Source organism: Novosphingobium resinovorum (assembly GCF_027922145.1).
GTDB classification, from domain to species: Bacteria; Pseudomonadota; Alphaproteobacteria; order Sphingomonadales; family Sphingomonadaceae; genus Novosphingobium; species Novosphingobium resinovorum.
Genome location: NZ_BSFC01000019.1, coordinates 406,167 through 431,395, shown reverse-complemented (window position 1 = coordinate 431,395; position 25,229 = coordinate 406,167). Strand labels below are relative to the sequence as shown.

28 protein-coding genes and 1 tRNA gene are annotated in these 25,229 nt (G+C 66.3%); 18 read left to right on the top strand and 11 right to left on the bottom strand.

Annotation, left to right across the window (positions count from 1 at the left end; translation table 11 throughout):
• Positions 1 to 76 precede the first annotated feature (76 nt).
• Entirely contained in the window at positions 77 to 994 is a 918-nt protein-coding gene (locus tag PKE80_RS12085) for a hypothetical protein (RefSeq protein ID WP_271182654.1), read from the top strand.
• A gap of 111 nt (positions 995 to 1,105) precedes the next feature.
• Here the strand turns inward: PKE80_RS12085 and PKE80_RS12080 are convergent.
• Positions 1,106 to 1,182: transfer RNA gene (locus tag PKE80_RS12080), tRNA-Arg, on the bottom strand.
• 91 nt (positions 1,183 to 1,273) lie between these two features.
• On the opposite strand from PKE80_RS12080, the gene PKE80_RS12075 reads away from it, so the two are divergent.
• From PKE80_RS12075 to PKE80_RS12015, 13 genes are all read left to right on the top strand, one after another.
• The gene (locus PKE80_RS12075; protein ID WP_271182653.1) at positions 1,274 to 1,774 is read left to right on the top strand and encodes an MmcB family DNA repair protein; all 501 of its coding nucleotides are present in this window, start codon (positions 1,274 to 1,276) and stop codon (positions 1,772 to 1,774) included.
• Between the two features lie 417 nt (positions 1,775 to 2,191).
• Positions 2,192 to 3,622 (top strand): DEAD/DEAH box helicase, encoded by a 1,431-nt coding sequence (locus PKE80_RS12070; RefSeq protein WP_271182652.1) that lies wholly within the window; start codon positions 2,192 to 2,194, stop codon positions 3,620 to 3,622.
• 206 nt (positions 3,623 to 3,828) lie between these two features.
• Positions 3,829 to 4,569: a sterol desaturase family protein gene (locus tag PKE80_RS12065; RefSeq protein WP_271182651.1), complete on the top strand. Its 741-nt coding sequence runs from the start codon at positions 3,829 to 3,831 to the stop codon at positions 4,567 to 4,569.
• A gap of 47 nt (positions 4,570 to 4,616) precedes the next feature.
• Positions 4,617 to 4,979, top strand: coding sequence for a DUF2141 domain-containing protein (locus PKE80_RS12060; protein WP_268957450.1), 363 nt, complete (start codon positions 4,617 to 4,619; stop codon positions 4,977 to 4,979).
• A 40-nt stretch (positions 4,980 to 5,019) separates the two neighbouring features.
• On the top strand, positions 5,020 to 6,321 hold the full coding sequence (locus tag PKE80_RS12055; protein WP_271182650.1) for an MFS transporter: 1,302 nt from the start codon (positions 5,020 to 5,022) through the stop codon (positions 6,319 to 6,321).
• Positions 6,322 to 6,413: 92 nt separating this feature from the next.
• Positions 6,414 to 7,745, top strand: coding sequence for a PAS domain-containing protein (locus PKE80_RS12050; RefSeq protein ID WP_271182649.1), 1,332 nt, complete (start codon positions 6,414 to 6,416; stop codon positions 7,743 to 7,745).
• 175 nt (positions 7,746 to 7,920) lie between these two features.
• Complete coding sequence (locus PKE80_RS12045; protein WP_271182648.1) at positions 7,921 to 9,282, top strand: M48 family metalloprotease; 1,362 nt, start codon at positions 7,921 to 7,923, stop codon at positions 9,280 to 9,282.
• A 181-nt stretch (positions 9,283 to 9,463) separates the two neighbouring features.
• Positions 9,464 to 10,162 carry a DsbA family protein gene (locus tag PKE80_RS12040; protein WP_248006054.1) on the top strand — a complete coding sequence of 233 codons (699 nt, stop codon included), beginning with the start codon at positions 9,464 to 9,466 and terminating at the stop codon, positions 10,160 to 10,162.
• A gap of 36 nt (positions 10,163 to 10,198) precedes the next feature.
• Positions 10,199 to 11,362, top strand: coding sequence for a sensor histidine kinase (locus tag PKE80_RS12035; RefSeq protein ID WP_271182647.1), 1,164 nt, complete (start codon positions 10,199 to 10,201; stop codon positions 11,360 to 11,362).
• Positions 11,363 to 11,408: 46 nt separating this feature from the next.
• Positions 11,409 to 12,206, top strand: coding sequence for a LytR/AlgR family response regulator transcription factor (locus PKE80_RS12030; RefSeq protein WP_271182646.1), 798 nt, complete (start codon positions 11,409 to 11,411; stop codon positions 12,204 to 12,206).
• A 332-nt stretch (positions 12,207 to 12,538) separates the two neighbouring features.
• Positions 12,539 to 13,399, top strand: a complete 861-nt coding sequence (gene nadC, locus PKE80_RS12025; protein ID WP_271182645.1) for a carboxylating nicotinate-nucleotide diphosphorylase — start codon at positions 12,539 to 12,541, stop codon at positions 13,397 to 13,399.
• Positions 13,396 to 13,791, top strand: coding sequence for a ribonuclease T2 family protein (locus tag PKE80_RS12020; protein WP_271182644.1), 396 nt, complete (start codon positions 13,396 to 13,398; stop codon positions 13,789 to 13,791). Before nadC ends, PKE80_RS12020 begins: the two co-directional genes overlap by 4 nt.
• Positions 13,792 to 13,809: 18 nt before the next feature.
• Positions 13,810 to 14,109, top strand: a complete 300-nt coding sequence (locus PKE80_RS12015; RefSeq protein WP_271182643.1) for a hypothetical protein — start codon at positions 13,810 to 13,812, stop codon at positions 14,107 to 14,109.
• Positions 14,110 to 14,140: 31 nt separating this feature from the next.
• Here PKE80_RS12015 and PKE80_RS12010 read toward each other — a convergent pair whose 3' ends face one another.
• On the bottom strand, positions 14,141 to 14,596 hold the full coding sequence (locus PKE80_RS12010; RefSeq protein WP_271182642.1) for a nucleoside deaminase: 456 nt from the start codon (positions 14,594 to 14,596) through the stop codon (positions 14,141 to 14,143).
• Between the two features lie 113 nt (positions 14,597 to 14,709).
• On the opposite strand from PKE80_RS12010, the gene rpmB reads away from it, so the two are divergent.
• Positions 14,710 to 14,994, top strand: a complete 285-nt coding sequence (rpmB, locus tag PKE80_RS12005; protein WP_008831830.1) for a 50S ribosomal protein L28 — start codon at positions 14,710 to 14,712, stop codon at positions 14,992 to 14,994.
• Between the two features lie 100 nt (positions 14,995 to 15,094).
• Here rpmB and PKE80_RS12000 read toward each other — a convergent pair whose 3' ends face one another.
• The 4 genes from PKE80_RS12000 to xseA form a co-directional block, all read right to left on the bottom strand.
• The gene (locus tag PKE80_RS12000) at positions 15,095 to 15,937 is read right to left on the bottom strand and encodes an esterase-like activity of phytase family protein (protein WP_271182710.1); all 843 of its coding nucleotides are present in this window, start codon (positions 15,935 to 15,937) and stop codon (positions 15,095 to 15,097) included.
• A gap of 217 nt (positions 15,938 to 16,154) precedes the next feature.
• Positions 16,155 to 17,045, bottom strand: a complete 891-nt coding sequence (locus PKE80_RS11995; RefSeq protein ID WP_271182641.1) for a M23 family metallopeptidase — start codon at positions 17,043 to 17,045, stop codon at positions 16,155 to 16,157.
• A gap of 10 nt (positions 17,046 to 17,055) precedes the next feature.
• Entirely contained in the window at positions 17,056 to 17,259 is a 204-nt protein-coding gene (locus PKE80_RS11990) for a DUF2093 domain-containing protein (protein WP_008830887.1), read from the bottom strand.
• Positions 17,260 to 17,286: 27 nt separating this feature from the next.
• A complete protein-coding gene (gene xseA, locus PKE80_RS11985) occupies positions 17,287 to 18,777 on the bottom strand; it encodes an exodeoxyribonuclease VII large subunit (protein ID WP_271182640.1) in 1,491 nt (496 codons plus the stop codon).
• A 5-nt stretch (positions 18,778 to 18,782) separates the two neighbouring features.
• On the opposite strand from xseA, the gene purD reads away from it, so the two are divergent.
• Both purD and PKE80_RS11975 read left to right on the top strand, forming a co-directional pair.
• Complete coding sequence (gene purD, locus PKE80_RS11980) at positions 18,783 to 20,066, top strand: phosphoribosylamine--glycine ligase (protein WP_271182639.1); 1,284 nt, start codon at positions 18,783 to 18,785, stop codon at positions 20,064 to 20,066.
• Positions 20,059 to 20,544, top strand: coding sequence for a hypothetical protein (locus PKE80_RS11975; RefSeq protein ID WP_271182638.1), 486 nt, complete (start codon positions 20,059 to 20,061; stop codon positions 20,542 to 20,544). The genes purD and PKE80_RS11975 overlap by 8 nt, the downstream gene beginning before the upstream one ends.
• A 105-nt stretch (positions 20,545 to 20,649) precedes the next feature.
• On the opposite strand, the gene PKE80_RS11970 is transcribed toward PKE80_RS11975, so the two are convergent.
• Together PKE80_RS11970 and PKE80_RS11965 are read right to left on the bottom strand one after the other, a co-directional pair.
• Positions 20,650 to 21,171: a 3'-5' exonuclease gene (locus tag PKE80_RS11970; protein WP_271182637.1), complete on the bottom strand. Its 522-nt coding sequence runs from the start codon at positions 21,169 to 21,171 to the stop codon at positions 20,650 to 20,652.
• A 13-nt stretch (positions 21,172 to 21,184) separates the two neighbouring features.
• Positions 21,185 to 22,177: an adenosine kinase gene (locus PKE80_RS11965; RefSeq protein ID WP_008830882.1), complete on the bottom strand. Its 993-nt coding sequence runs from the start codon at positions 22,175 to 22,177 to the stop codon at positions 21,185 to 21,187.
• Positions 22,178 to 22,611: 434 nt separating this feature from the next.
• On the opposite strand from PKE80_RS11965, the gene PKE80_RS11960 reads away from it, so the two are divergent.
• The gene (locus PKE80_RS11960) at positions 22,612 to 23,070 is read left to right on the top strand and encodes a hypothetical protein (protein ID WP_271182709.1); all 459 of its coding nucleotides are present in this window, start codon (positions 22,612 to 22,614) and stop codon (positions 23,068 to 23,070) included.
• A gap of 306 nt (positions 23,071 to 23,376) precedes the next feature.
• On the opposite strand, the gene PKE80_RS11955 is transcribed toward PKE80_RS11960, so the two are convergent.
• From PKE80_RS11955 to pdxH, 3 genes are read right to left on the bottom strand one after another with little or no spacing between them, the layout of a single operon-like run.
• A complete protein-coding gene (locus PKE80_RS11955; protein ID WP_271182636.1) occupies positions 23,377 to 23,556 on the bottom strand; it encodes a hypothetical protein in 180 nt (59 codons plus the stop codon).
• Between the two features lie 60 nt (positions 23,557 to 23,616).
• A complete protein-coding gene (locus PKE80_RS11950) occupies positions 23,617 to 24,552 on the bottom strand; it encodes a cation diffusion facilitator family transporter (protein ID WP_271182635.1) in 936 nt (311 codons plus the stop codon).
• Positions 24,549 to 25,172 (bottom strand): pyridoxamine 5'-phosphate oxidase, encoded by a 624-nt coding sequence (gene pdxH, locus PKE80_RS11945; RefSeq protein WP_271182634.1) that lies wholly within the window; start codon positions 25,170 to 25,172, stop codon positions 24,549 to 24,551. The genes PKE80_RS11950 and pdxH overlap by 4 nt, the downstream gene beginning before the upstream one ends.
• Between the last annotated feature and the right edge of the window lie 57 nt (positions 25,173 to 25,229).

Sequence of the window (25,229 nt, the reverse complement as noted above, 5' to 3'; positions counted from 1 at the left end):
GCTCACGGCTGCGGGGGTAGCCGACTACGCAGAGTTCTGGCGATATGGTCGCCTACCAAAATCCTTGGGAGAGATGATGAAGCCTGCGCCAGGACAAGGCCCGCTGTCTCACACCTTGCGCGCCCTCCTGATCTTGCCCGGCGTCGCATTGCTCGCCTCGTGCGGACAAGAGCCTTACACCTCCCCTGCCGGCTCCCTGAATAATCGTTCAGTGCTTACGGGTAGCCCATACGGGGTTATGCCGCCACTGCCGGAAGGCGAAAAGGTGGCCTATGAAGGCGCGCAGCTGCAACGCATCGCAGATAAACTCACGGGCGGTCGAGTGGCAGAGTTTGTCGCGTACCGGCGGACCTTCAGCGTCTTCCGTGACGAAGAAGCGCATCGCTTCTTTCCAGCACCCCGTGCCGGGACAAATCCGGGTATTTGCGAAGTCCGGCCATTTGATGTCGTCCAGGATCTGGCCAAAGGAGTTCCCAAGGTCATCCAACAAGGCTGGAGCGATACGCTTTATGGCGTCACGGGTAGTGTCTCGCCTTTCCCTGGCTCATGGCCAACGGGCTATGAGGGACGCTTGAATGCTGCTTGCGCCTCGCGCCGTGACGTTGGATGGTGGTTCTGGGCGGAGGACCGAAAGCAAGCCTACTTGGCTGCTCAACTTGCAGATCAGGCGGTGGCGTATGCCCGGCATGGTGGCAGGTTGCCCTTCTCGCTTCAGTGCATGCCCTATCCGCCGGATTGGCAAGGACCGGGCCCAAGGTGCGCATCGGACGCTCGAAAGACCCTCTCGAGCATTGACCCGAGGACCATCGTGGACGTGAGGAGTTGCGTCGATGAGAAGACCCCTCATTGCATGGAGATCTCGCTACCGAAGGATCCGGCAGGCTACAACATCGACACCGATCAATGGTCGCTGCGCATCAGCTACCAACCACAGGGTCGGTCACTCAAAATCTCCAAAATCGATCTCGTCGATAGCGTCCGCATAATTGAGTGAGTTGCCCCACCCAAGGCGTCTATCACGCTGAAGTGAGGGACATAATGTGGGAACGCATCCTGGGCCGTTCCAATAATTCCATTATATCTCAACACCTTAGTGGAGATTTAATGGTGCACCCGACAGGATTCGAACCTGTGGCCTCTGCCTTCGGAGGGCAGCGCTCTATCCAGCTGAGCTACGGGTGCAGTGCCAGCGCGGTTAGCAGACGCAAGCGGGGCTTGCCAGCGCCAAATGCGATGACTTGTCAGTTCTCGATATGTTCCTATGATGGCGATCATGGCCGAAGCTGATTCGCTCTCCCTCGCCCCTTCGCATGGGCATACCGCCGTGGACGTGGCTCGCGGGATCGCCCGGCTGTTCGCCCGCAACGGCATCTGGTGCATGCCGGAAATGCCGCTGCGCTGCGGACGGCGGGCCGATCTCATGGGGATCGACGCCAAGGGGCACGTCATCATCGTCGAGATCAAGGTGGCGCGCGCGGACCTGCTCGGCGACGGCAAGTGGACCGACTATCTCGACTACTGCGACCGGTTCTACTGGGGGCTCTCTCCTTTGCTGGACCGCAGCCCGCTGGAGAGCGAGGCGTTCCTGCCCGACAGTTGCGGGGTGATCGTGGCCGATGGCTACGACGCGGAAATCCTGCGCCCCGCTCCCCTGCGCCAGCTTGCCGCCGCCCGGCGCAAGGTGGAGACCGAGCGGCTGGCGCGTGCCTCGCTGCGGCGGCTGGTGACGCTGGGCGATCCACATACGCTGCAGTGGGGGAATGAAGGTGGTTGAGGCCGAAGCTAAGCTGGAACAAAACTTGCCCTTGGCACGTCATTGCGAGCGCAGCGAAGCAATCCAGGGCGGCTCTACACTGCCCTGGATTGCTTCGCTGCGCTCGCAATGACGAAGAGGGCTCAACTGCACCGCCTCGATTTTCGCAGCGAGTGGGCACTTCTGCAACTTATCCGCAATTTTCTTGCGCTTTGCCGTAATTCACACTAAGTGACCCGCCAGCAACCGGCGTGCGGGGTCCGCCCCGCCGCAATCCGAGAGCAGCGTGAGGTCGCGGCATCCAGCCAAGACCGGCCCGGACTGGCGGTTGCGACCAACTAGCTTCCTTCCTCACGCAGGGTCGCCGCAACGACACCTCGCTGTGCGCGCGCCTTTTTTTCAAAAGCCTTGCGCGCCCCGCACTTTTGAAAGTGACGCATGTCCTATTTCTCCGAACTTGGCCTCGCCGAGCCGATCCTCCGCGCGCTCGCCGTCAAGGGTTACACCGATCCCTCGCCTATCCAGCGCAAGGCGATCCCCTCGCTGCTCGAAGGCCGTGACCTCCTCGGCATAGCGCAGACCGGCACCGGCAAGACCGCCGCGTTCTCGCTGCCTTCGCTCCACCGCCTCGCGCAGGACCCCAAGCCGCGCCAGAACGCCGGCTGCCGCATGCTGGTGCTCTCGCCCACCCGCGAACTCGCCGCGCAGATCGCCGAGAACATGCGCGGCTACGCGAAGTTCCTGAACCTGACGGTCCAGTGCATCTTCGGCGGCGTGCCCGTGGGCAAGCAGGCCCGCGCGCTGGAGCGCGGCGTCGACATCCTCGTCGCCACCCCCGGCCGCCTACTCGACCTGATCGACCAGCGCGCGCTGACGCTGCGCCACGTCGAGATCTTCGTCCTCGACGAAGCCGACCAGATGATGGACCTGGGCTTCATCGTCCCGCTCAAGCGCGTCGCCGCGCTGCTGCCCAAGACGCGCCAGAGCCTGTTCTTCTCGGCCACCATGCCGCAGGCGATCGCCGACCTCGGCCGCCAGTTCATCAACGACCCGGTCAAGGTCGAAGTGGCGCCGCAGTCGACCACCGCCGAGCGCGTCGAACAGTTCGCCACCCACATCAACCAGGCCGAGAAGCAGGCGCTGCTGACCCTCTCGCTGCGCGCGGGCCTTGCGCCTGACGCCGAGGAGAAGGCATCGCACGGCGCCATCGACCGCGCTCTGGTGTTCACCCGCACCAAGCACGGCGCCGACCGCGTCGTGCGCCACCTCGTCGCCGCCGGCATCCCGGCCGCCGCGATCCACGGCAACAAGAGCCAGGCCCAGCGCACCGCCGCCCTCGGCGGCTTCCGCCAGGGCACCGTGCGCGTCCTCGTCGCCACCGACATCGCCGCGCGCGGCATCGACGTCTCGGGCGTTTCGCACGTCTATAACTTCGAGATCCCGAACGTCGCGGAACAGTATGTCCACCGCATCGGCCGCACCGCGCGCGCCGGCGCCACCGGCGTCGCGATCAGCTATGTCGCGCCGGACGAAAAGCCATACATCCGCGACATCGAGCGCCTGACCCGCGTGAAGCTCGACCCGCTGGCGCTGCCGGAAGACTTCCAGAACCAGGCCGCACGCCTGCCCGCACCCTCGCGCAAGGTGGAGCAGCCGCAGGGCGAGCGCCGCCAGGGCGGCGGCGGACAGCGCGGCGGCAACGGCGGCGGCCGTGGCGGCCAGCCGCGCCGCGATGGCCAGCGCAGTGACCGTCCGCAAGGCGAGCGTCGTGAAGGCGGCGAAGGCGAAGGCGAGCGCAAGCGTCGCTTCCGTCCGCGCGGCCCCAAGGGGCTGGGCGCGCACAAGGGTGCGGTGAAGCGCGCAGGGTAAGATGAAATAAAGGGAATCTGGGGCCATTGCCCCAGACCCCGTTACTGTCGTCGTTGTTCGCGCAGCTACCTAGCGCGCTCCCTGCAATGGGCAGCACCGCGAAGCTGCGCGCGTGACCACGGCAGTATGGGGGTCTGGGGCCTTTGGCCCCGGGTTTCCTCTTTTTATCTTCCCCTTCCCCTCCTGAGGGCATACTCCCCGCGCCCATGGCGCTCGACGCTCCCCTTGTTGCGGTGCTTGTTTCCGCCTTTGCCATGACGGCAATCGTGGGCGTCCGTTATCTCCTCACGTCCGGCCTGTTCGCCTGGATCACTGCGCGAGTGCGGCCCGGCCATTACAAGGGCTTGGACCGCCAGATCCGCGGCGAGATCGCATGGTCGCTCGCCTCGGCCGCGATCTACGGCATTCCCTCAGGCGTCGTCGCATGGGGCTGGCGCGAGCATGGCTGGACGCGCATCTATACCGATGTGCACGACCGGCCGCTCTGGTGGCTGCCGGTTTCGGTGCTCGTCTACCTTTTGCTCCACGACACGTGGTTCTATTGGACCCATCGCTGGATGCACCGGCCACGGGTATTCCGCATCGCCCATGCCGTCCATCACGCCAGCCGCCCGCCGACGGCATGGGCGGCGATGAGCTTCCATCCCGTCGAGGCATTGACCGGGGCCGTGGTGATCCCGGCACTGGTGCTGCTCGTGCCGATCCACGTCGGCGCGCTGGGCGTGGTGCTGACGATCATGACGGTGATGGGGATCACCAATCACATGGGCTGGGAGATGTTTCCCCGTGCCCTCGTTCATTCGCCGCTCGGGCGCTGGCTCATTACCGCCAGCCATCACCAACGGCACCATGAAAGCTATCGATGCAACTACGGCCTCTATTTCCGCCACTGGGACCATCTGTGCGGCACCGATGCCGGACTGTCACAGGCGTTCTCGCGGCCCTAAGCCTGGTCGTATTGCTGGCCGGGGCGACGGCGCCGCAGAACACGGACGTGTCGGTTTCGGTGACGGACATGCGCTCGGCAAAGGGGCAGGTGCTGGCCTGCCTGACGACGCGGCCCGATGCTTTTCCCGATTGCGAGAAGGACCCGCAGGCCCGCAAGCTGACGGTCCCGGCGGCAAGCGACCTCCATTTGGACTTCGGCGCGGTGCCGCAGGGCCGCTATGCAGTGTCGCTGATTCACGACGAGAACGGCAACGGCAAGCTCGACACCCGGCTGATGATCCCGCGCGAAGGCTACGGCTTTTCACGCGACGCGCCGGTGCGCATGGGACCGCCGAAGTTCGCGCAGGCCGCGTTCGATGTCGCGGGGGAACCTGTCCGCCTGGCGATCCGGATGCGATATCTGCTCTGACCGACTTGCCCCCGCCACCGCCGCGCCTTACGCCTGAAGTGTGAGACGGGAAGAGGACAGGATCGAGGAGGCCGTCGAAAAGACGGTCGAGGTGGCAACGGCGGACCTCGTGCCGCCTCCGCCGACGGGCGCGTTCTCGCCTTTTCGCTATCCGGTGTTCCGCGCGATCTGGACCGCCAACTTGTTCTCGAACCTCGGCGGCACGCTGCAGGGCGTTGCGGCCGCCTGGATGATGACCGAGCTGACCGCCTCGCACCAGCTCGTCGCGCTGGTGCAGGCATCGGCGACGGTTCCGATCATGCTGTTCGGCGTCTTCGCGGGCGCCATCGCCGACAACTATGACCGCCGCCTCGTCATGCTGACCGCGCAAGTGGGGATGCTGGTGGTCTCGGCCGCGCTGGCGGCGATGGCCTACGCGCACATGCTGACGCCGTTCCTGCTGCTGGCCTTCACGCTGAGCGTCGGCATCGGCACTGCGCTGAACTCCCCGGCATGGCAGGCCTCGGTGCGCCAGCAGGTGGAGCCGCGCGAGCTGCCGCAGGCGATCGCGCTCAACTCGATCTCCTTCAACATCGCCCGTTCGGTCGGCCCGGCGCTGGGCGGATTGCTGATTTCCATTTGGGACGTATCGTTCGCCTTCGCTTTCAATGCGATAAGCTACATCGGCCTGATCGGCGTGCTGCTGTGGTGGAAGCCGCCGCCGCGCCAGATCGAGCGCCGCCCGATCCTGCCCGCCGTGGGCGTCGGCATCCGTTACTGCGCCACCAACCCGCAGCTACGCCGCATTCTGGCGCGCTGCTTCGCGCTCGGGTTCAGCCTTGCCGCCTACCAGTCGCTGCTGCCGACCGTGGTGAACGGCCCGATCCATGGCGATGAGCTGGACTACGGGTTGATGCTCGGCCTGTTCGGCATCGGCTCGATCACCGCCGCCCCGCTGACCGGGCCGATCCGCCGCAGGATCGGGCTCGAGGGCATTCTCGCGATGGGCGCGGCGATGTTCGTGTTCTCGCTGTCGCTGATCGCCGAGGTGGACCGCATCGCCTACGCCCTGCCCGCCGCCTTCGTATCGGGCATGGCCTGGGTGATGATCCTCACCACGCTGAATACGGCAGTGCAGCTGCGTTCCCCGGACGCGATCCTCGGCCGCTGCCTGTCGATATACCAGGCGGTGACCTTCGGCGGCATGGCGCTGGGATCGTGGACCTGGGGCATGCTGGCCGACTGGAAGGACCTGCCCTTCGCCCTGCATGCCGGATCGATCTTCCTGATCGTCTCCTTCGTGGCCCTGCGCATCCTCGCCCCGCTGCCCAAGCCGGGCGAGGGAATCGTCAAGCAGGCCTGATGATTCCGGCAAGCTCCACGGGCGCAACTTAATCCTTATTACACCAAGTTGCGCCAGAACCGGCCCTCTACAGGGGCGAGTCGGGATTCGACATGGACAGTTTACACGGCGAGTTTTCGGGTGAAGGCGATTCCGAAGGGGACGACGTCACCGCCGCCGCCCCGGTCGCCAAGCCGGGCAACGACGAGCGCCGCATGCAGGTGCGGGCCTACAATTTCTGGGCGAGCCTGCTGGGGGAGAAGACCTTCCCCGACATCGCCGATCTCGATCCCGCCAACTTGCCCGATTTCGGCCCGCGCAGCGTCCTACTCGATTTCACGGACGGGATCGAAGATCCCGCCATCGCCTATGTCGGCGCGATGCTGGTGCAGGAGTGCGACGCGCAAGGGACGATCCGTCGCCTTGCCGATGTGCCCAGCGGCTCGCTGCTCTCCCGCATCACCGACCACTACATGCAGATCCTCGCCAATGAGGCGCCGATCGGGTTCGAGGCCGAGTACGTCAACCCGCAGGGCATGACGGTGCTCTATCGCGGCATCCTGATGCCCTTTTCGCGCGACGGGCGGCGGATCGACTACATCTACGGCGTCATCAACTGGAAGGAGAGCGCCGAGCCGCTGCCTCCCCGCCGCCAGTCGAGCGACGACGAAGAGGAAAGCCGCCCCGCCATGCTGCGTGCACCCGAACCGCTGACCGACTGGGCGGACGGGCCTGCGGATTTCGGCAGTGGCGACTTCTCACTCCCCGCGATCGATGCCTATACCCCGATGGAGCTGCCGAGCCCCGGCTTCTCCTTCGAGGTCGAGCCGACCTCCTTCGTCGATCACGAGATGGGCCTCGCCGACTGGCTCGCTTCCGCGCGCGAACTGGCGCTGCTGGCCCGGCGCAGCGAGGAACGCTCGCACCAGGCGCTCTACGACGCGATCGGCCGCGCCCACGACTTCGCGCTGGCGGCGCGGGATGCCCCGGAAGATCTCGCCGAACTGATCGAGGATGCGGGGCTGAAAGCGCAGGAACGCGCGCCGCTGTTGCCGCTGGTCAAGCTCGTGTTCGGCGCCGACTATGACAAGACCCGCCTGACCGAGTTCGCCACCGTCATCGCCCATGCCGGACGGATCGGCCTCGCGGTCGGCACGCTCTCCGCGCATCTCGCGGCGACGCCCGGCGGCGTGAAGGCGCTGGTCCGCGAGGAACGCCGCCTGCGCCGCGAGGAAGCGGGGAGCGTCCCCGCGAATGCCCGTGAACGCCTCGCCAGCGAACTGCGCGCGATCGAGGCACGCCCGCTGGCGGAACTCGATGGGAGCGGCGAGGAATTCACCGTGCTCGTTGCGCGGCGGCTGCCCGGCGGGGAGATCGTGCTGGTCGGCGAAGTCAGCGACGACGAAGCGCTGCTGCAACGTGCGGCGCGGCGGTTGCTGGGCTGAACCACCCTCGTCATTGCGAGCGTAGCGAAGCAATCCAGGGCAACACTACGCCGCCCTGGATTGCTTCGCTACGCTCGCAATGACGAAAGAGGCGTGGGCCTCGACACCTCCACCCCAACCGTGCATGCATGCGGCTTCATCGCCGGTTAAGCCCCCGGGGTCCCCAAGAGAACCGATGCCCAAGCTGCGACTACCTGCCCTGCTGTTCGCGATTCCCGCGCTGCTCGGGGCCTGCGCCGCTTCCGCCTCCGCCCAGTCGATCCTGCGCGATGCCGAAACCGAAGCGCTGCTGCGCGACATGGCCGCGCCGCTGGTCAAGGCCTCGGGCCTGAGGCCGGGCGACGTCGACATCGTCCTCGTCAACGATTCCTCGGTCAATGCCTTCGTCGCGGGCGGGCAGGCGGTCTACGTCAATTCCGGGCTCATCGACGAGGCGGACACCGCCGCCGAAGTGCAGGGCGTGGTCGCGCACGAACTCGGCCACGTGACCGGCGGCCATGCGGTGCTCAACATGGGCGGCAAGGGCGCGACCAATATCTCGCTGCTCTCGCTCCTGCTCGGCGCGGCGGCGGCGGCTGCGGGCGGCGGCGAGGCGGCGATGGGCGTCATCATGGCCGGCCAGCAGGCGGCGATGGGCAAGTACCTCGCCTATAACCGCTCGCAGGAAGCCTCGGCCGACGCGGCGGGCGCGCAGTATCTGTCGAAGGCCGGGATCAGCGGGCGCGGCTCGATCGCCTTCTTCGAGAAGCTCCAGAACATGGAGTTCCGCTACGGCTACCGCCCCAAGGACGGCGACGAGTTCTACTCCAGCCACCCCCTTACCGGCGACCGCATCGCCACGCTCAAGGATACCTACGAGAAGGACGCCGCCTGGGAAAAGCCGGACGACGCGGCGATCCAGAAACGCTTCCTGCGCGCCAAGGCCAAGCTCTTCGGTTTCCTCGCCGAGCCTTATCAGGTCCTGCGCAAGTACCCGATGACCGACAACTCGGTCCCCGCTCGTTACGCCCGCGCCTATGCCTTCCATCGCGAATCGAAGTTCGCCGAGGCCCGCGCCGAAACCGAGGCGCTGATCACCACCGATCCGAACGATCCCTATTTCCTGGAACTCGACGGCCAGATCCTGCTCGAGGCGGGCAAGCCGGCCGAAGCGCTGCCGATGCTGCGCAAGGCCAACACGATTTCCGGCAACACGCCGCTGATCGCCACCCTTTTCGGACACGCCCTGATGGCGACCGAGGACCGGGCGAACTACAAGGAAGCGCAGGAAGTCCTCAAGACCGCCGCCGCGCGCGACCGGGAAAACCCCTTTACCTGGTATCAGCTGGGCATGATCTACGCCGCCAACGGCGACATGCCCCGCGCCTACCTCGCCAGCGCCGAGCAGCAGGTGCTTTCCGACCGCATGGAGGAAGCGCTGCGCAGCGCCCAGGCGGCCGAAGCGGGCCTCCCGCAAGGCTCGCCCGACTGGATCCGCGCGCAGGACATCGAGATGCAGGCACGTGCCGAACTGGAACGCGACAAGAAGCGGCGCTAGATGGCTTCGAAATGCTCCCCTTTATCCCCCACCCTTTCGTCATTGCGAGCGCAGCGAAGCAATCCAGGGCGGTTTGCGCTGCCCTGGATTGCTTCGCTGCGCCCGCAATGACGAAGTGTTGTCAGAAACAGGCGTCGGCCGAGTTGGCTGCCCCCAAGCACTACGGAAACGTTCTGGAATCATGAGTACAGCCGGCAAGTTCGCAATGGGCATCGTGGGACTGGCCGTCGTCGGCGGCGCAGGCTGGTACGGCGGCCGCATCGCCGTGCAGCACGTGGTCCACGACTATATCCTCGAAAACCCCGAAATCCTGCCACAAGCCATGGACGAACTGCGCCGCCGCGAGGCCGCCAAGGCGCTCGGCGGAGTCCGTCAGGCGGTCGAGACGCCCTTCCCCGGCGCCGTGCTCGGCAATCCGAACGGCAAGGTCACGCTGGTCGAGTTCTCCGACTATGCCTGCGGTTACTGCCGCCAGAGCCTGCCCGACGTCGCCCAGCTGATCGCGAAGAACCCGGACCTGCGGATCGTCGTGCGCGAACTGCCGATCATCAGCCCGCACAGCCCCGATGCCGCGAAGATGGCCCTGGCCGCCGCCGAGCAAGGCAAGTACGCCCAGTTCCATGATGCCATGTACAAGGCCGGGCAGGTCGATGCGCCCACCATCGAGGCAGTCGCCAAGTCCATCGGCCTCGACATGGACCGCGCCCGCCGCATCGCCGCCAGCCCGACGGTGGAGGCCGAGCTTGGTCGCAGCATGGAAATGGCCCAGCGCCTCGGCTTCTCCGGCACCCCCAGCTGGATCGCGGGCGACAAGCTCATTCCCGGCGCGGTCGGCTTCGATCAGTTGTCGGAAGCCGTGAAGGCCGCACGTGGCGCATGATTTGAAACCTTTGCAAGATCGTCTAGGCTCTTCCGCATGAGCGTCCTGCCGATCCAGCCCATCCCCTTCTTCGCCAACAAGGACCGCGCGTTCTGGCGCCTGCAGCTGATCGGCTGGGGCGGCGCACTGATCCTGCGCTCGATGTCGTTGCTGGCCAACAACCTGCCGCTGACCGCGCTGGTACAGCCCGTCATCGCCACCATCACCGGCTTCTCCATCTCGCTGGTGCTCTCCGTGATCTACCGCACGCTCATCAGGAAGCGGGCGCTGGTCACGTGGGGCCTGACGGTACTGGCGCTGCCGGTAGCGGTGGCGCTGCATGCGTTCATCGACGGCTGGGTCATTTCTCTATGGCGGGTCGATGCCGACACCAGTTTCGCGCAGATCTTCGTGGGCGTGTTCTACCTCGACGCGACGCTGCTCGGCGCCTGGACTGCGCTCTATTACATGGTGAACTTCTACCTTCAGGTCGAAGAGCAGAACGACCAGCTGATCCGGCTGGAGAACCAGGCCACCAGCGCCCAGCTGGCGATGCTGCGCTACCAGCTGAACCCGCATTTCCTGTTCAACACGCTGAACTCGATCTCGACGCTGGTGCTGCTCAAGCAGACCGAGCCAGCCAACGCGATGCTGTCGCGCCTGTCGTCGTTCCTGCGCTATACGCTCATCAACAAGCCCTCCGCGCGCGTCACCGTGGAGCAGGAGGTCGAGACCCTCCAGCTCTACCTCGACATCGAGCGGATGCGCTTCGAGGAACGACTGCGCACCACCTTCAACATCGATGCTGCCACTACAGCCGGGCTGCTGCCCTCGCTGCTGCTCCAGCCGCTGGTCGAGAATGCGATCAAGTACGCCGTCAGCCAGCAGGAAGCCGGGGCCGAGATCACCGTCGACACGCAACTCATCGGGCCGATGCTTCGCATCACCGTCTCGGACACCGGGCCGGGCTTGCAAAGTCCCACGACCGACAACAGGCTATCGGGCATGACCTACGATGGAGGGGAGCCGGTTTCCACCGGCGTGGGATTGTCCAACATCCGCGACCGCCTGTCGCAGGCCTATGGCGAGAACCACCGTTTTGAAACGATCGAACCGCTGGAAGGCGGCTTCGCAGTCGTGATAGAACTCCCTTTCGAGCGCCGCGAAACCACCGAGGACATGTCCGAACCAGCGCGTCAGCCCGTTCAGATGGCGCGATGAAACAATCTGGCCCCGTGCGCGTTAGCCGCACCGGAGAAAAGCACCTATGACAATCCGCACGATTCTTGTCGACGACGAGAAACTCGCAATCCAGGGTCTGCAACTGCGGCTCGAGAAGTACCCCGACGTCGAGATCATCGACACTTGCGCGAACGGGCGCGAGGCGATCCGCAAGATCAAGACCGAGAAGCCAGACCTCGTCTTCCTCGACATCCAGATGCCCGGCTTCGACGGTTTCTCCGTCGTGAAGGGCGTGATGGAGATCGAACCGCCGCTGTTCGTCTTCGTCACCGCCTACCAGGAACACGCCGTCCGCGCCTTCGAGGCGAACGCGGTGAACTACCTGATGAAGCCGGTCGACGAGAGCAAGCTGGACGACACCCTCGCCCGTGTGCGCCAGCGCCTTTCCGAAAAGCGCAGTTCCGAGGAAGCGGAGAAGCTCAAGACCGTCCTCGCGGAAGTCGCCCCCGACGCGGTGGATCACATGCCCGAGGAAACCGACCCCAACGCCGACCGCTACGAAAAACTCATCAACATCAAGGATCGCGGCCAGATCTTCCGGATCGACGTGGACTCGATCGAGCACATCGAAGCCGCCGGCGACTACATGTGCATCCGCACCGCAGACAACTCGCTGATCCTGCGCGAGACGATGAAGGACCTCGAACGCCGCCTCGACCCGCGCGTGTTCCAGCGCGTGCATCGCTCGACGATCGTGAATCTCAATCAGGTGCGTCAGGTGAAGCCGCATACGAACGGCGAATGCTTCCTCGTGCTCGATTCGGGCGCGCAGGTGAAGGTTTCGCGTTCATATCGGGACGTGATCGCGCGGTTCGTTCACTGAGAATTGAAGGGTAGAAGCAGGGGAGCATAGCCCCCCTGCACCCCCAGTACCGTCGTCGTCGTGCACGCCGCTTCGTGGGGTGCTGACCTCAACCTTCGTCATTGCGAGCGTAGCGAAGCAATCCAGGGCGGCCTTCAACTGCTCTGGATTGCTTCGCTACGCTCGCAATGACGAAATGAGTTGGAGGCGCCGCAGGCTATGTGATCTCCCATCCATCACCCCAGACGCCGCTGCACGCGCGACGACGACAGTTCCGGGGTCTGGGGCAATGGCCCCAGGACTTCCCTTTTCTTCACTCGACAACCTGCAGATAAAGCGCAAATAACCCGGCCATGACCCAGTTCGCGCTTCCGGCTTTCGACCTTACCGCATTCGTCACCGCCACCCTGGCCGAAGACCTTGGCGAAGGTCTTCCCGGCGGCGGCCGTGACGTCACTTCGGAAAGCGTGATCGACGCCGACGCGAGGTTCTCCGGCGTGATGGATTCGCGCGATGCGATCACCGTCGCGGGCCTGCCAATCGCAGCGGCGTTCTTCCGCCAGCTCGACCCGGCGATGGAGATCGAGATTCTCATCGAGGAAGGCGCGCGGGTCGCTCCCGGAACGCAGTTGATGCGCCTGACCGGCAACGCCCGCGGCATGCTGACGGCTGAGCGCAGCGCGCTCAACACCGTGCAGCACCTGTCGGGCATCGCCACGATGACCCGCGAGTACGTGGACGCCATGGCCGGGCACGCGACCCTGCTCGACACCCGCAAGACGATCCCCGGCCTGCGCCATTTGGAGAAGTACGCAACCCGCATGGGCGGCGCGCAGAACCACCGCATGGGCCTGTGGGACGCGGCGATGATCAAGGACAATCACGTCCTTGTCGCCGGCGGTGTCGGCCCGGCGGTGGCCCGGGCGAAGGCGGCGGGCGTGGCGCAGATCATCTGCGAGGTCGACCACCTCGACCAGATCGAGCCGGCCATCGCGGCAGGCGCCCATCACCTGCTGCTCGACAACATGGGACCGGACGTGCTGCGCGAGGCCGTCGCGCTGGTGGCGGGCCGGGTGCCCACCGAGGCATCGGGCGGCGTCAACCTCAGGACCATCGGCGCGATTGCCGCCAGCGGCGTCAGGTACGTATCGGTGGGCCGCCTGACCCAGAGCGCCCCTGCCGCCGACATCGGGCTGGACTTCACGCCCCTGTGAGCCGGGTCGTAAAGCTGGCGGCCGCCTTCATAGCGGCGCTGACCGTGCTTCCGGCTCCGGCGCTGGCACAGGCCTACCAATGCTCCGTCCCGCGCCAGATTGCGCCGGTGAAGCCACTGACACCGGATGGCCCGATACGCCGCACGGCGATCGCGGGCTACACGCTGTCCGCCAGCTGGTCGCCCGACCACTGCAAGACCAGCGGCGATACCCGCTCGATGCAGTGCAACCGCGCCAGTGGCCGCTTCGGCTTCATTCTGCATGGCCTTTGGCCTGAAGCGGCGCGCGGTCCTTCCCCGCAATGGTGCGGGGCGCAGACCGTACCGTCGCCGCAGGTCCTGCGCGAGAACTTGTGCATGACGCCCTCGCCCGGCCTGCTCGTGCACGAGTAGGCGAAACACGGCAGTTGCATGGTCGCCAGCCCGCAGAAGTATTTCCGCGTCAGTGCGATCCTGTGGCGCTCGATCCACTGGCCCGACGCCGATCGACTCTCCCGCAGGCGCGACCTCACGGTGGGCGACCTGCGCGAGGAATTCGTCGCGGCGAATCGGGGCTGGCCGCGCGAGGCGGTGGGGGTCCAGATCAGTCGCACCGGATGGCTGCGCGAGGTTCAGCTTTGCTACGGCAAGGATTTCCGCCCAGCGCGGTGCGGGGCGCGGCAGTTTGGTCCGGCCGATTCAGCTCCGCTGAAGATCTGGCGCGGGTTATAAACGTCGTCCCGGACTTGATCCGGGACGACGTTTATCGTTTGGCCCGGAAGAACCCGCGCAGCATCTCCGCCGCCTGCGCCTCGCCGATCCCCGCATAGACCTCGGGCCGGTGCAGGCACTGCGGGTGCTCGAAGACCCGCGCGCCATGCTCCACCGCGCCGCCCTTGGGATCGGACGCACCGTAATAGACCCGCGCGATCCGGGCCTGAGCGATCGCCCCGGCGCACATCGCGCAGGGCTCCAGGGTTACCCACAGCTCGCACCCTTCCAGCCGTTCGTTACCGAGAAGCCGAGCAGCCGCGCGAATCGCCTCGATCTCGGCATGGCTGGTGGGGTCGTGGCGTTCGCGCGGGGCGTTGCGGCCGGTGGCGATCACACGGCCGTCCTTGACGATCACCGCGCCGATGGGCACTTCGCCGGAATCGGCAGCAGCCTGCGCCTCCTGCAGGGCAAGCGCCATGGGTTCGGGAAGAGGCCAGCGAGTCATTCGTCCGCGCTAGCCCTTCAAAAACCTGTGTGCAACTTGACCTTGGGTAGGGGAATCGGTAAGGGCGCGCCTTCCCGTACTTAACGGCAAGCAATTTTCGAGCGAGAAAGACTATGTCCCGCATCTGCGAACTGACTGGCAAGGGCCGCCAGGTTGGCTGCAACGTCAGCCACGCGAACAACAAGACCAAGCGCGTCTTCCTGCCCAACCTCCAGAACGTCACCCTGATGTCGGAAGGTCTGGACCGCAGCTTCAAGTTCCGCGTCTCGACGCACGGCCTGCGTTCGGTCGAGCACAACGGTGGCCTCGACAACTGGCTGCTGAAGACCTCGGACGCCAAGCTGTCGCCGCGCGCCGCCAAGGTGAAGCGCGACCTCAAGAAGACCCAGGCCGCCTGATTGCCTGCTCCTCCTGACGGGGGAGCGCATCGGGAATACGGGTTTTGAAAAAGCGTGCGAAGCTCTGCTTCGCGCGCTTTTTCGCGTTCTATTTGGATTCTTACTTCGGCCAGGGCAACTGCTTCGGATCGACCGAAAGCTTCCACAGCAGGGTGCGCTGAAGCACCCGCATCGCATTGTCGTCCGACATCAGCCACACGGTGATTCGTCCGTCAGGCCGGGGCACCGCCGCGATCGCCTCGAAATTGTCGACCGGCAGAACGGAAGCTAGCGAGGCAAGAGGCACCGAGTGCCAGACCTTGCCCGGCCGGATCAGGGCGGTGTCGGCAATGACGATCCGCCCGGCGAATCGCATCGGCAACGGCCAGATAAGCCGTCGCATCAGGATCAGTGCACGTCCGTCGGGTAGTAGAGTCATGTCGACGACCGAAAAGTTGTCTGGCCCATCGAAGAAAAACTTCCGGGGATTCGGATGCTCGATCGGATCGCCCGAGAACAGCACCGCTTCGTGGAGACGAGGTTCACCCAACGAAGGCGGTATCTCCCGGATCGCGACGAATCGCCCGTCCGGAAGGCGGGTCATGGCTTCGGCACCGGTATTGATGCCCCACAAAGCCATGGCGCGGGGAGCGACCTGGTCCGTTTCTTTCAGGATCGGGGAAAGCCGGACAATTCTATTGCTGCCCTCAAGCGCGGCCCAATAGCGACCGGTGGCAGGATCGGTCGCGACGGATTCGACGTCCCGACCCGCTTTTTCCTCTCCGGAAGAACTGAACATCAGCCACAAAGCTCGCGCTTTTACCGACCGTTCGCCAGGAGGGGCGAAGTAAAGAGCCCCGCCTGCATCGCTAAAGGCAAGAAGCCTCCCGCCCGGCTTCGCCACAAGGGCCGAATAGCCCGCTACCCTGGGATTCTTCGATCGATATTGCCAGGCTGATTCCATTCGGAATGGACCGAGGTAACGTGCAAGGATCTTATTTGACGGCAGGACCTGTCGCTCGACTTCCAGGCCCGCTATCGGGGTATGCCCGCCCGGCGGCACGGCCGTCCGCCCCCAGGTCACCCATAAAAGCGGAACGGCGAGGGCCAGGAGGGGAATGCTGCGGCGCACCAAGCGTGCTTAGGTCATCTTTGCGGAATGGCAACCGGCCGTTCGACGATCAAGTCATCGGCCCTGTGAACAACAGCGGATCCAGCCGCACGTCATTCCATTTGATCGACCAGTGCAGGTGCGGCCCAGTGGCGCGGCCGGTCATGCCGATGCGGCCGATTATCTGCCCTTGCTTCACATGCTCGCCTTCCTTCACGAGGATTTCGGAGCAGTGCAGGAACGCGCTGTTGAGGCCCATGCCATGGTCGAGCATCAGCAGGTTGCCTTCCAAGGTGAAGGGTTTCTCCGCCGCCAGAATCACGACGCCGTCCGCCGGAGCCACGAAGGTCGCCCCGCTGCCGCCCGGTGCGAGGTCCAGGCCGGAGTGATAAGCACCGGGCTCTCCGCGATAAATGCGCTGCGAGCCGAAGCGGCCGGAAATGCGCGCCTTGATCGGCCAGACGAAGCGCTGCCGCCAGCCTTGCGCGTCATTGACGAGGGCACGCGCCGCCTCGATCCGCGCAAGTTCGGGGCGACGCAGCGCCATGAACGCCTCGGATGGACCGCCGGGCTTGCGGGGGATGTTGACGTTCTCGATCTGCCACGCGCGCGGCGCCACGGAGAGACGCTGCTCGCCGAGCGTGCCGTTGGAATAGGATATGCGCAGTACCGCCTGAGGCCCGGCATCGCGGTCGAAGGCGACGAACCAGCCACCGTCAGGCGCCACCTTCACCGGATTGCCGTCCAGCGAGAGCGAGCGCACTCCGGCGGGCAAAGTCCCGCGCAGCCAGCCGCCTTGCGTCAATTCGCCAACGAACGGGAGGGTCACGGCGCGCGGCGGCGCGGCCGGGGCCACCGGCGCTACGGGCTGTGCGGCGCGCAGGGCCACAAGCGGCAGCGACACGGCCGCAGCGACCGCGATCACCGCCAGCGATACGAGCCCCTTCACGCGGCGCGTCATGGTGGCGGGCTCAGACCTGTCCGAGGAGACGTTTCGTCGCGATCTCGGCGGTCGCGTAGGCTTCCTGGCGCTCGACGCTCCAGTAACGGAGGGTTTCGAGCGAAATCTGCTCGCCGGTTACGGCGCACGTGACGTAGTGGCCCGGGCTGAGCACGCGAAAGCCGTTCGGGCCGTAAGCGAGCTTGGCGGGGCGGTCTGCGGAGGACATCAACATGGGCCTGATCCTAGCAGAGCCGCCGCCTCAGAACAAATCGCCCTGTCGTGGTGGGCTTGAAGACTGTCGCGCGGGCTTGGCCGGTGCTGGCCGCGGCGTGGCGGCCTCGGTGCCCTCTCGCGTGGTGACCGGCAGTTCGCCGTCGCGGAACTCTATCACCAGACTGCCCTCGCGCTCCGCCGCTTCGCGCGTGGTCAGCGCGGCGCCCGAAGAGGACTTCACCAGCGCGTAACCGCGCTGCAGCGGCAGGCGCGGGTCAAGCTGTGGCAGCACCCGGTTGACCGGGGCGAGGGCGTCGCGCGCCAGTGTCCAGCGCCGTTCGAGCAGGCGCGGCGTGAGGCCGATGCGCGCCAGCCGCTCGTCACAGACCTGCACGCGGTGGCGCAGCAGCGGCAGCGACAGACGGCCCGCGACCTGTTGCAGCGAACGCCCCTTGGCGGTGGCGCGGTCCTGCAGGCCCCGGCGCAGGCGTTCGGACAATTCGTCCAGCTTCTGGGCCTTGGCGGCGAGGATCGCCTCGGGTTTGGGCAGGCGCTGGACACGCGCCTCAAGCCGCTCGCGGCCGAGCACCACCGGGCGCAGCGCGCAGCGGCGCATCCGCAAGCCCATCTCGTCGATCTGGTTCACCAGTTCGGCACGCACCGGCACCGCCATTTCCGCAGCGGCGGTGGGCGTCGGCGCGCGGCGGTCGGCGGCATGGTCGCACAAGGTCGTGTCGGTCTCGTGCCCGACCGCCGAGATCACGGGGATCGTCGAATCGGCGACGGCGCGCACGACGATCTCTTCGTTGAAGCTCCACAAGTCCTCGATCGAACCGCCGCCGCGCGCGACGATCACGAGGTCGGGGCGGGGAACCGGCCCGCCGGGCTCGATGGCCGAGAAGCCGCGCACCGCGTTCGCCACTTGCGCCGCCGCGCCCTCGCCCTGCACCAGCACCGGCCAGACCAGCACCCGGCTGGGGAAGCGGTCGGCCAGACGGTGGAGGATGTCGCGGATCACCGCGCCGGTGGGCGAGGTGACGACGCCGATCACTTGCGGCAGATAGGGCAGCGGCCGCTTGCGTTCAGGCGCGAACAAGCCCTCGGCGGCGAGGCGGGCGCGCAGTTTTTCGAGCAGCGCCAGCAGCGCGCCTTCGCCCGCGATCTCCATCGTCTCGATGACGATCTGGTATTTCGAGCGGCCGGGATAGGTCGTCAGCTTGCCGGTGGCGATGACCTCGACGCCATCCTCGGGGCGGAAGGCGAGGCGCTGGGCGCCGCCTTTCCACATCACCCCGTCGATCACCGCCTTGTCGTCCTTGAGCGCGCAGTAGAGGTGCCCGGAGGCCGCGCGCTTCACGCCCGACAGTTCGCCGCGCAGGCGCACGAAGCCGAAGCGGTCCTCCACCGTGCGCTTGAGGAGATTCGAAATCTCGCTGATCGAGAGCGGCGCGGCGTTGTCCCCGGCCGACTCCTTCGCTACCAGCCCCCCCGAACGACCGTCGTTGTAATCATCGTCGTAGAATTGATCGGAAGGCACGGGAAATGAACATCCTGCTACTGGGCTCGGGCGGCCGCGAACATGCGCTGGCCTGGAAGCTGGCGCAATCCCCGCGCTGCGATACCCTGTGGGCCGCCCCCGGCAACCCCGGCATTTCGGGCCTCGCGACGTGCATCGACCTCGACGCGACCGACCACGCCGCCGTGCTGGCCTTCTGCGAGGTGAACGTCATCGGCCTCGTCGTCATCGGCCCCGAGGCGCCGCTGGTGGACGGCCTTGCCGACTCGCTGCGCGGCGAAGGCTTCGCGGTGTTCGGCCCCAGCAAGGCAGCGGCGCAGCTCGAAGGCTCCAAGGGCTTCACCAAGGACTTGTGCGCCCGCGCCAATATCCCGACCGGCGGCTACGAGCGCGTCTCCAGCGAAGCGGCCGCAATGGCCGCACTGGCCAGGTTCGGCGCCCCCGTCGTCATCAAGGCCGATGGCCTCGCGGCGGGCAAGGGCGTCACCGTGGCGATGACCATGGACGAGGCCGAAGCCGCCGTGCGCGACATCTTCGCCGGGCGCTTCGGTGAAGCGGGCGCGGAAGCGGTGATCGAGGAATTCCTCGAGGGCGAGGAAGCCAGCTTCTTCGCGCTGACCGACGGCTCCACCATCGTCCCCTTCGCCTCGGCGCAGGACCACAAGCGCGTCGGCGACGGCGATACCGGCCCCAACACCGGCGGCATGGGCGCCTACAGCCCGGCCAAGGTGCTCACCCCCGAACTGCAGGCCGAGGCGATGACGAAGATCATCGCGCCGACCGTGCGCACCCTCGCCAACGAGGGCATGCCCTATTCCGGCGTGCTGTTCCTCGGCCTGATGCTGACCGCCAAGGGGCCGCAGTTGATCGAGTACAACTGCCGTTTCGGTGACCCGGAATGCCAGGTCATCATGATGCGGCTCGAATCGGACCTCGTCGAACTGCTGCACGCCTGCGCCGAGAACCGTCTTGCCGCGATCGAGCCGCCGCGCTTCTCGGACGACGTCGCGCTGACGGTGGTGATGGCCGCCGACGGCTACCCCGGCACCCCGGCCAAGGGCGGCGCGATCCGCAACGTGGCCGAGGCCGAGGCGGAGGGCGCCAAAGTCTTCCACGCCGGCACCGCGCTGAAGGACGGCGAACTGGTCGCCAGCGGCGGGCGCGTGCTGGCAGTCACCGCCCGTGCGGGTAGCGTGACCGAAGCGCAGGCCAAGGCGTATGCTGCCGTCGATGCCATCGACTTCTCCACCGGCTTCACCCGCCGCGACATCGGCTGGCGCGAAGTGGCGCGCGAAAAGAGCCATGCTTAAGCACGCCGACCCGATCCTGAAGCTGTGCCTCGCGCTCGGCGCCCTGATGGGCGGGGCGGGCGTGGGGTACTACTACGGCATCTACCTGCCCGCGCAGGACATCCACCAGCAGACGCTGGCGATGGCGGAGAAGCAGTCGAAGGCCGCCGAGCAATCGCGCGCACTGGCCGAACGCGCGCGGCGGGAACAGGAGGCCCAGGCGGCCTACGACCAATGCACGGATCTGGCCGAAAGCGCTTATCGCCAGCGCTGGACGCAGGCCTGCCAGGCGATGCACGACGCCGACCAGGCCGCCTTCGACGACTGCGCCGACGACCTGTTCAGCACCCGCAGCGGCTGCCTCGCCAAGCACCCGATCCGCCCGGCGCAGGACTGCGCGCTGCCTTCGCAGGCGGCGCAGTCGCTGTCGGCGGCGCGGGATCAGAGGAAGGCGCAGTGCGCGGGCCAGTTGCAGGCAGCGCAGCGGAGTGGGCAGTAAAACGTCGTCCCGGACTTGATCCGGGACCGCTAGCCGTGAACAGCCTTGCCATCGACGGGGCGCCTCGGCGATGGCCCTAGCCTAAAGACAGCCACCGGTCCCGGATCAAGTCCGGGACGACGGTTCCACCTCGCCGTCCACCAGCAGCTTGACCACCATCGCCAGCCGCTTGGCATCCTCGCGTGCCAGATGTTCCTTGGGGAGCAGGCGCTTCGCCTCTTCCAGCGCGGCGACCACCTGTGGGCGCGAATAGCCGCCGTCCTTGAGGAATTCGCCGAGGTAGTACACCGGAAACGGCAACTTCGCGCCCACCGCCTGACACAGCACTTCGAGCCAGAATTCGTCGAGATCGGCGTCCGCATAGACCGGGCACCCGGCCACGAATTCGGCCATTTCCGCCAGAACCTGCGCGGGTGGCAGGCCCTCGTCGTCGAGCATCTGCCGGCTGATGCCGTGCAGCGCCTCGGCCTCGTCCGACCAGTCCCAGTAGCGCCAGGCCTCGGCGGGCTTGATGAGCCAGGCCCGGTTCGAGCCGTCGATCCGCGCCACCGCGACTTCGATGGGATAGGACTGCCCATATTCGGGCAGGCAGCTCGCTTCGAAGTCGATCAGCGCGGGACAGCTCAAACCGGGTATCTCCTTACATACGTGCAGCGACGAAGTCCGCGAGGTCACACTCAGGACGTGCGCCGTAGTGCGAGATGATCTCGCTCGCGCAGATTGCGCCCATCTTGAGGCTTTCCTCAAGCCCCTTGCCGCGCACGTGGCCGTAGAGGAAGCCCGCCGCGAACAGGTCGCCCGCGCCGGTGGTGTCGACCACGCGCTCGATCGGCTGCGCGGCAACTTCGGCACGCTCGCCGCCCGAGAGCGCCACGGCGCCCTCGGCGCCCTTGGTGACGACCAGCACCGCAACCTTGGCCGCCAGCATCGCGATGCCGTCCTCGAACGAAGACAGGCCGGTCAGCGTCGCCAGCTCGGTCTCGTTGCAGAAGAGGAGGTCGATCAGGCCATCGTCGATCAGCGACAGGAAATCGCCGCGGTGCATATCGATGATGAACGATTCCGACGGCGTGAAGGCGATCTTGCGGCCGGCGGCGCGCGCCGCCGCGATCGCCTTGCGCATCGCCGCGCGCGGCTCGACCGGGTCCCACAGGTAGCCTTCGAGGTAGAGCACGGCCGCCTCGGCGATCGTCGCGTCGGCCACCATGTCGGCGGACAGCAGGTGCGAGGCGCCGAGGAAGGTGTTCATCGTGCGCTGGCCATCGGCGGTGACAAAGATCAGGCAACGCGCGGTCGGCGTCTCGCCGGCGCGGGCGGGAACGTCGAACTCGATGCCACCGGCGCGGATGTCATGAGTGAAGACCTCGCCCAGCTGGTCGTCGGCGACCTGGCCGATGAAGCCGCACTTGGCGCCCAGCGCGGCGAGGCCCGCCAACGTGTTGGCGGCCGACCCGCCCGAGACTTCGCGGGCCGGGCCCATCGCGTCATAGAGGGTGCGGGCCTGATCGCCGTCGATCAGCTGCATGCCGCCGCGCACCAGGCCGAGTTCCTCGATCTGCGCGTCCGAGCAGTTGCCGATGACGTCGATGATGGCGTTGCCGATGGCGATGACGTCCAGACGGGGTTGCGTCATGGGGTGGGTAAGTCCTTCAGTGGAGGCCGGAAACAGGTCCGGGAATTTCGATTGCCCGAGCGACTAGCGCGCGGCCGGATGCGCTGCAAGGTGACGCAGGTTTACACGGTTGACACGGTCCAGAGGGAAAAGGTGTCACCTTGCGGCGATTTTGAGCCATTTCGGGCCCGAAAGTGTCACCTTGTAAGCCCCGATGTGTCACCTTGTGCCGCAAAGGTGTCACCTTGTGCAGGCGATGTGTCACCTTGCAGGCGCAAAGTGTAACCTTGCGCGCGGCGCAAGTTGACAGGTGTGGCATGGGGGAAATCCGAAACATGGCGTCAGGATACCCGGGCCCCGCACTTGTAGGAAAGCCGCCGTTCCCCGCAGGTGCAAGCGCTCCGGGCGCTGGCCCGTTGACTCGGCCGCGCCGCCGGGCGATGCCGCAGGCGATCATGAGCACGACGTCTTCCCCCCTGCAGCCCCGCTTCCTTCTTCCGCTCGGTGCGGCTGCGCTGGCGCTTGCCCTGTCGGCCTGTTCGTCGACCGGCGGCAGCGTGGCGAGCACGCCCGCGCCGCCACCCGGCAAACGGATCAAGGGCGTCCCCGTCACCCGCCAGCCGACCCGCGCCGCACCGCGCGACGCCGCCGTGCAGATGGCGCCGGGCCTCGAAGGCGTGATCGGCGCCAACCAGGGCCAGCTCACCCGCATGTTCGGGGAGCCCCGCCTCGACGTGTGGGAAGGTGACGCGCGCAAGCTGCAGTTCACCGGCACCGCCTGCGTGCTCGACGTGTTCCTCTATCCCAGCACGACGTCGAAAGAGCCGCACGCCACCTACGTGGAAACGCGGCGTTCCTCGGACGGGCAGAACGTGGACCGGGCGGCGTGCGTGGCGGCGCTGCGACAGAGGTGAGGATCGGTTCTGCCGATGCCCTTATTCGTGAAGTGTTTCAGGGCTACCCCGGGATTGGGTGGTGACTTGCGATCACCCCACCCTGACCGCTCAGGCTGATTTGGGTGGAAAGTGTACTTTTCCCGATAGGCTTCGTCATCCTGAACTTGTTTCAGGATCCATCGGGCGGTTGGTGCCGGTGATATTGAGTCGCAAACTGCTATCTCGGTTTGCTGATCGGGAACCTGAACTATCGGCTTGATGGACCCTGAAACAAGTTCAGGGTGACGGTGGGTTTGGGTGGATAGTTGCCGCTCCGCCGAAGCGTTACTGCTTCCTCGAGCGCTTGATTGCTGATGTGAACAGGCTGACCGAGACGATTGCGAGCGCAAGGCCGAGCATCGACCCAAATGCGCCCATGGTCGCTTGGGCAAATAAGGCCAGAACAAAAGCTAAGCAGCCCGCTGTGACCGAAACGCTAATTGGATAATTGTCTAAACCTCGCATGCCGCACACATGCCAGTGGCATCAAACGGCCGCAATGGGGCGTAAGCCGCCACAATTGCATCAACCCACCCGGATCGGCGGCAGCACGTCCAGCCCCGCATCCCCAGCCTCGTCCACAAGCCCTTCCGGGTCGGGATGGATCAGGATCTCGGTGCCGGGAAATTCCGCCTTCAGCCGCGCTTCCAGAGCATCCATCACCTTGTGCGCCTCGCGCACGGTCATGTTCGCGTCGACCCAGACGTGGAACTGCACGAAATCGCGGTTACCCGACGTGCGCGTGCGCAAGTCGTGGACGCCGGTGATGTCGGGGTTGCGGGCGAGCACCTCGAGGAAGCGCTCCTTCTTTTCCGCCGGCCACTCGTGGTCCATCAGCTGGTCGAGCACCTCCTCGGACGCCTTCCAGGCGCCCCAGGCCAGCCACAGCGCGATGCCGAGGCCAAACAGTGGGTCCGCGCCCGAAACGCCGAGGTACTGGTCGATCACCAGCGCCGCGATCACCGCGACGTTGAGCAGCAGGTCCGACTGATAATGCACGCTGTCGGTCGCGATCGCGAGGCTGCCGGTCCGGCGGATCACATGGCGCTGCCAGGCGATCAGCGCGAACGTCACCACGATCGCCGCCAGCGAGACGCCGATGCCGGTGCCCGCCGCCTCGACCCTTGCGCCCGCGAAGAAATCCTCCACCGCCCGCGCGGCGATGCCCAGCGCCGAGATCGAGATCAGCACGATCTGGAACAGCGCCGCGATCGCCTCGGCCTTGCCATGACCGAAGCGGTGCTTGTCGTCGGGCGGGTGTGCGGCGATCCACACGCCCAGCAAGGTCGCCACGCTGGCGACGAGGTCAAGCGCGGTGTCGGCCAGGCTCCCCAGCATCGCGGTGGAGCCGGTGGACCATGCCGCCCAGCCCTTGATCGCGATCAGCAACGTTGCCGCGCCGATGCTGGCGAAGGCTGCGCTGCGGTTCAGAGCGCCCCAAGAGGCCGAGGCGTCGCTCACGGGTAGAGGAGGCTGCTGGCCCAGCCGTCCGGGCCATGCTCGAAGCGGCGGCGCTCGTGGAGGCGATAGGGGCGGTCGTGCCAGAACTCCATCGCCTGCGGGCGCACGCGCCAGCCGCCCCAGTGCGCGGGACGCTCGACCTCGCCGCCCTCGAAGCGGGCACGCACGTCCTCATAGCGGGCGAGGAAGGTTTCACGCGAATCGAGCGGGGCGGACTGGTCGGACGCCACTGCGCCGAGCTGCGAGTCGCGGGCGCGCGAATGGAAATAGGCCTCGGCCTCGGCCTCGCTGACGGGCGAGAGCGTGCCTTCGATGCGGATCTGGCGGCGCAGGCTCTTCCAGTGGAACAGCAGCGCGACCTGCGGGTTGGCGGCGATCTCCTGCCCCTTGCGGCTGTGGCCATTGGTGTAGAACACGAAGCCTGAGGTGTCGTAGCCCTTCAGCAGCACCATGCGCACCGAGGGCTGGCCGTCCGGCGTCGCGGTGGCGAGCGCCATTGCGTTGGAATCGTTGGGTTCCGTCTCGCGCGCTTCATCGTACCACTGCGTGAACAGCGCGAAGGGATCGCCATGCGGGATAACCTCGCGGGCGTCGGTTTCGGAAGGATGCGCTATGGTCACTGTGCGAATTCCTGCGTTTCGAGATGGGAACCCTTGCGCGGATGCCCGGTTGCACGG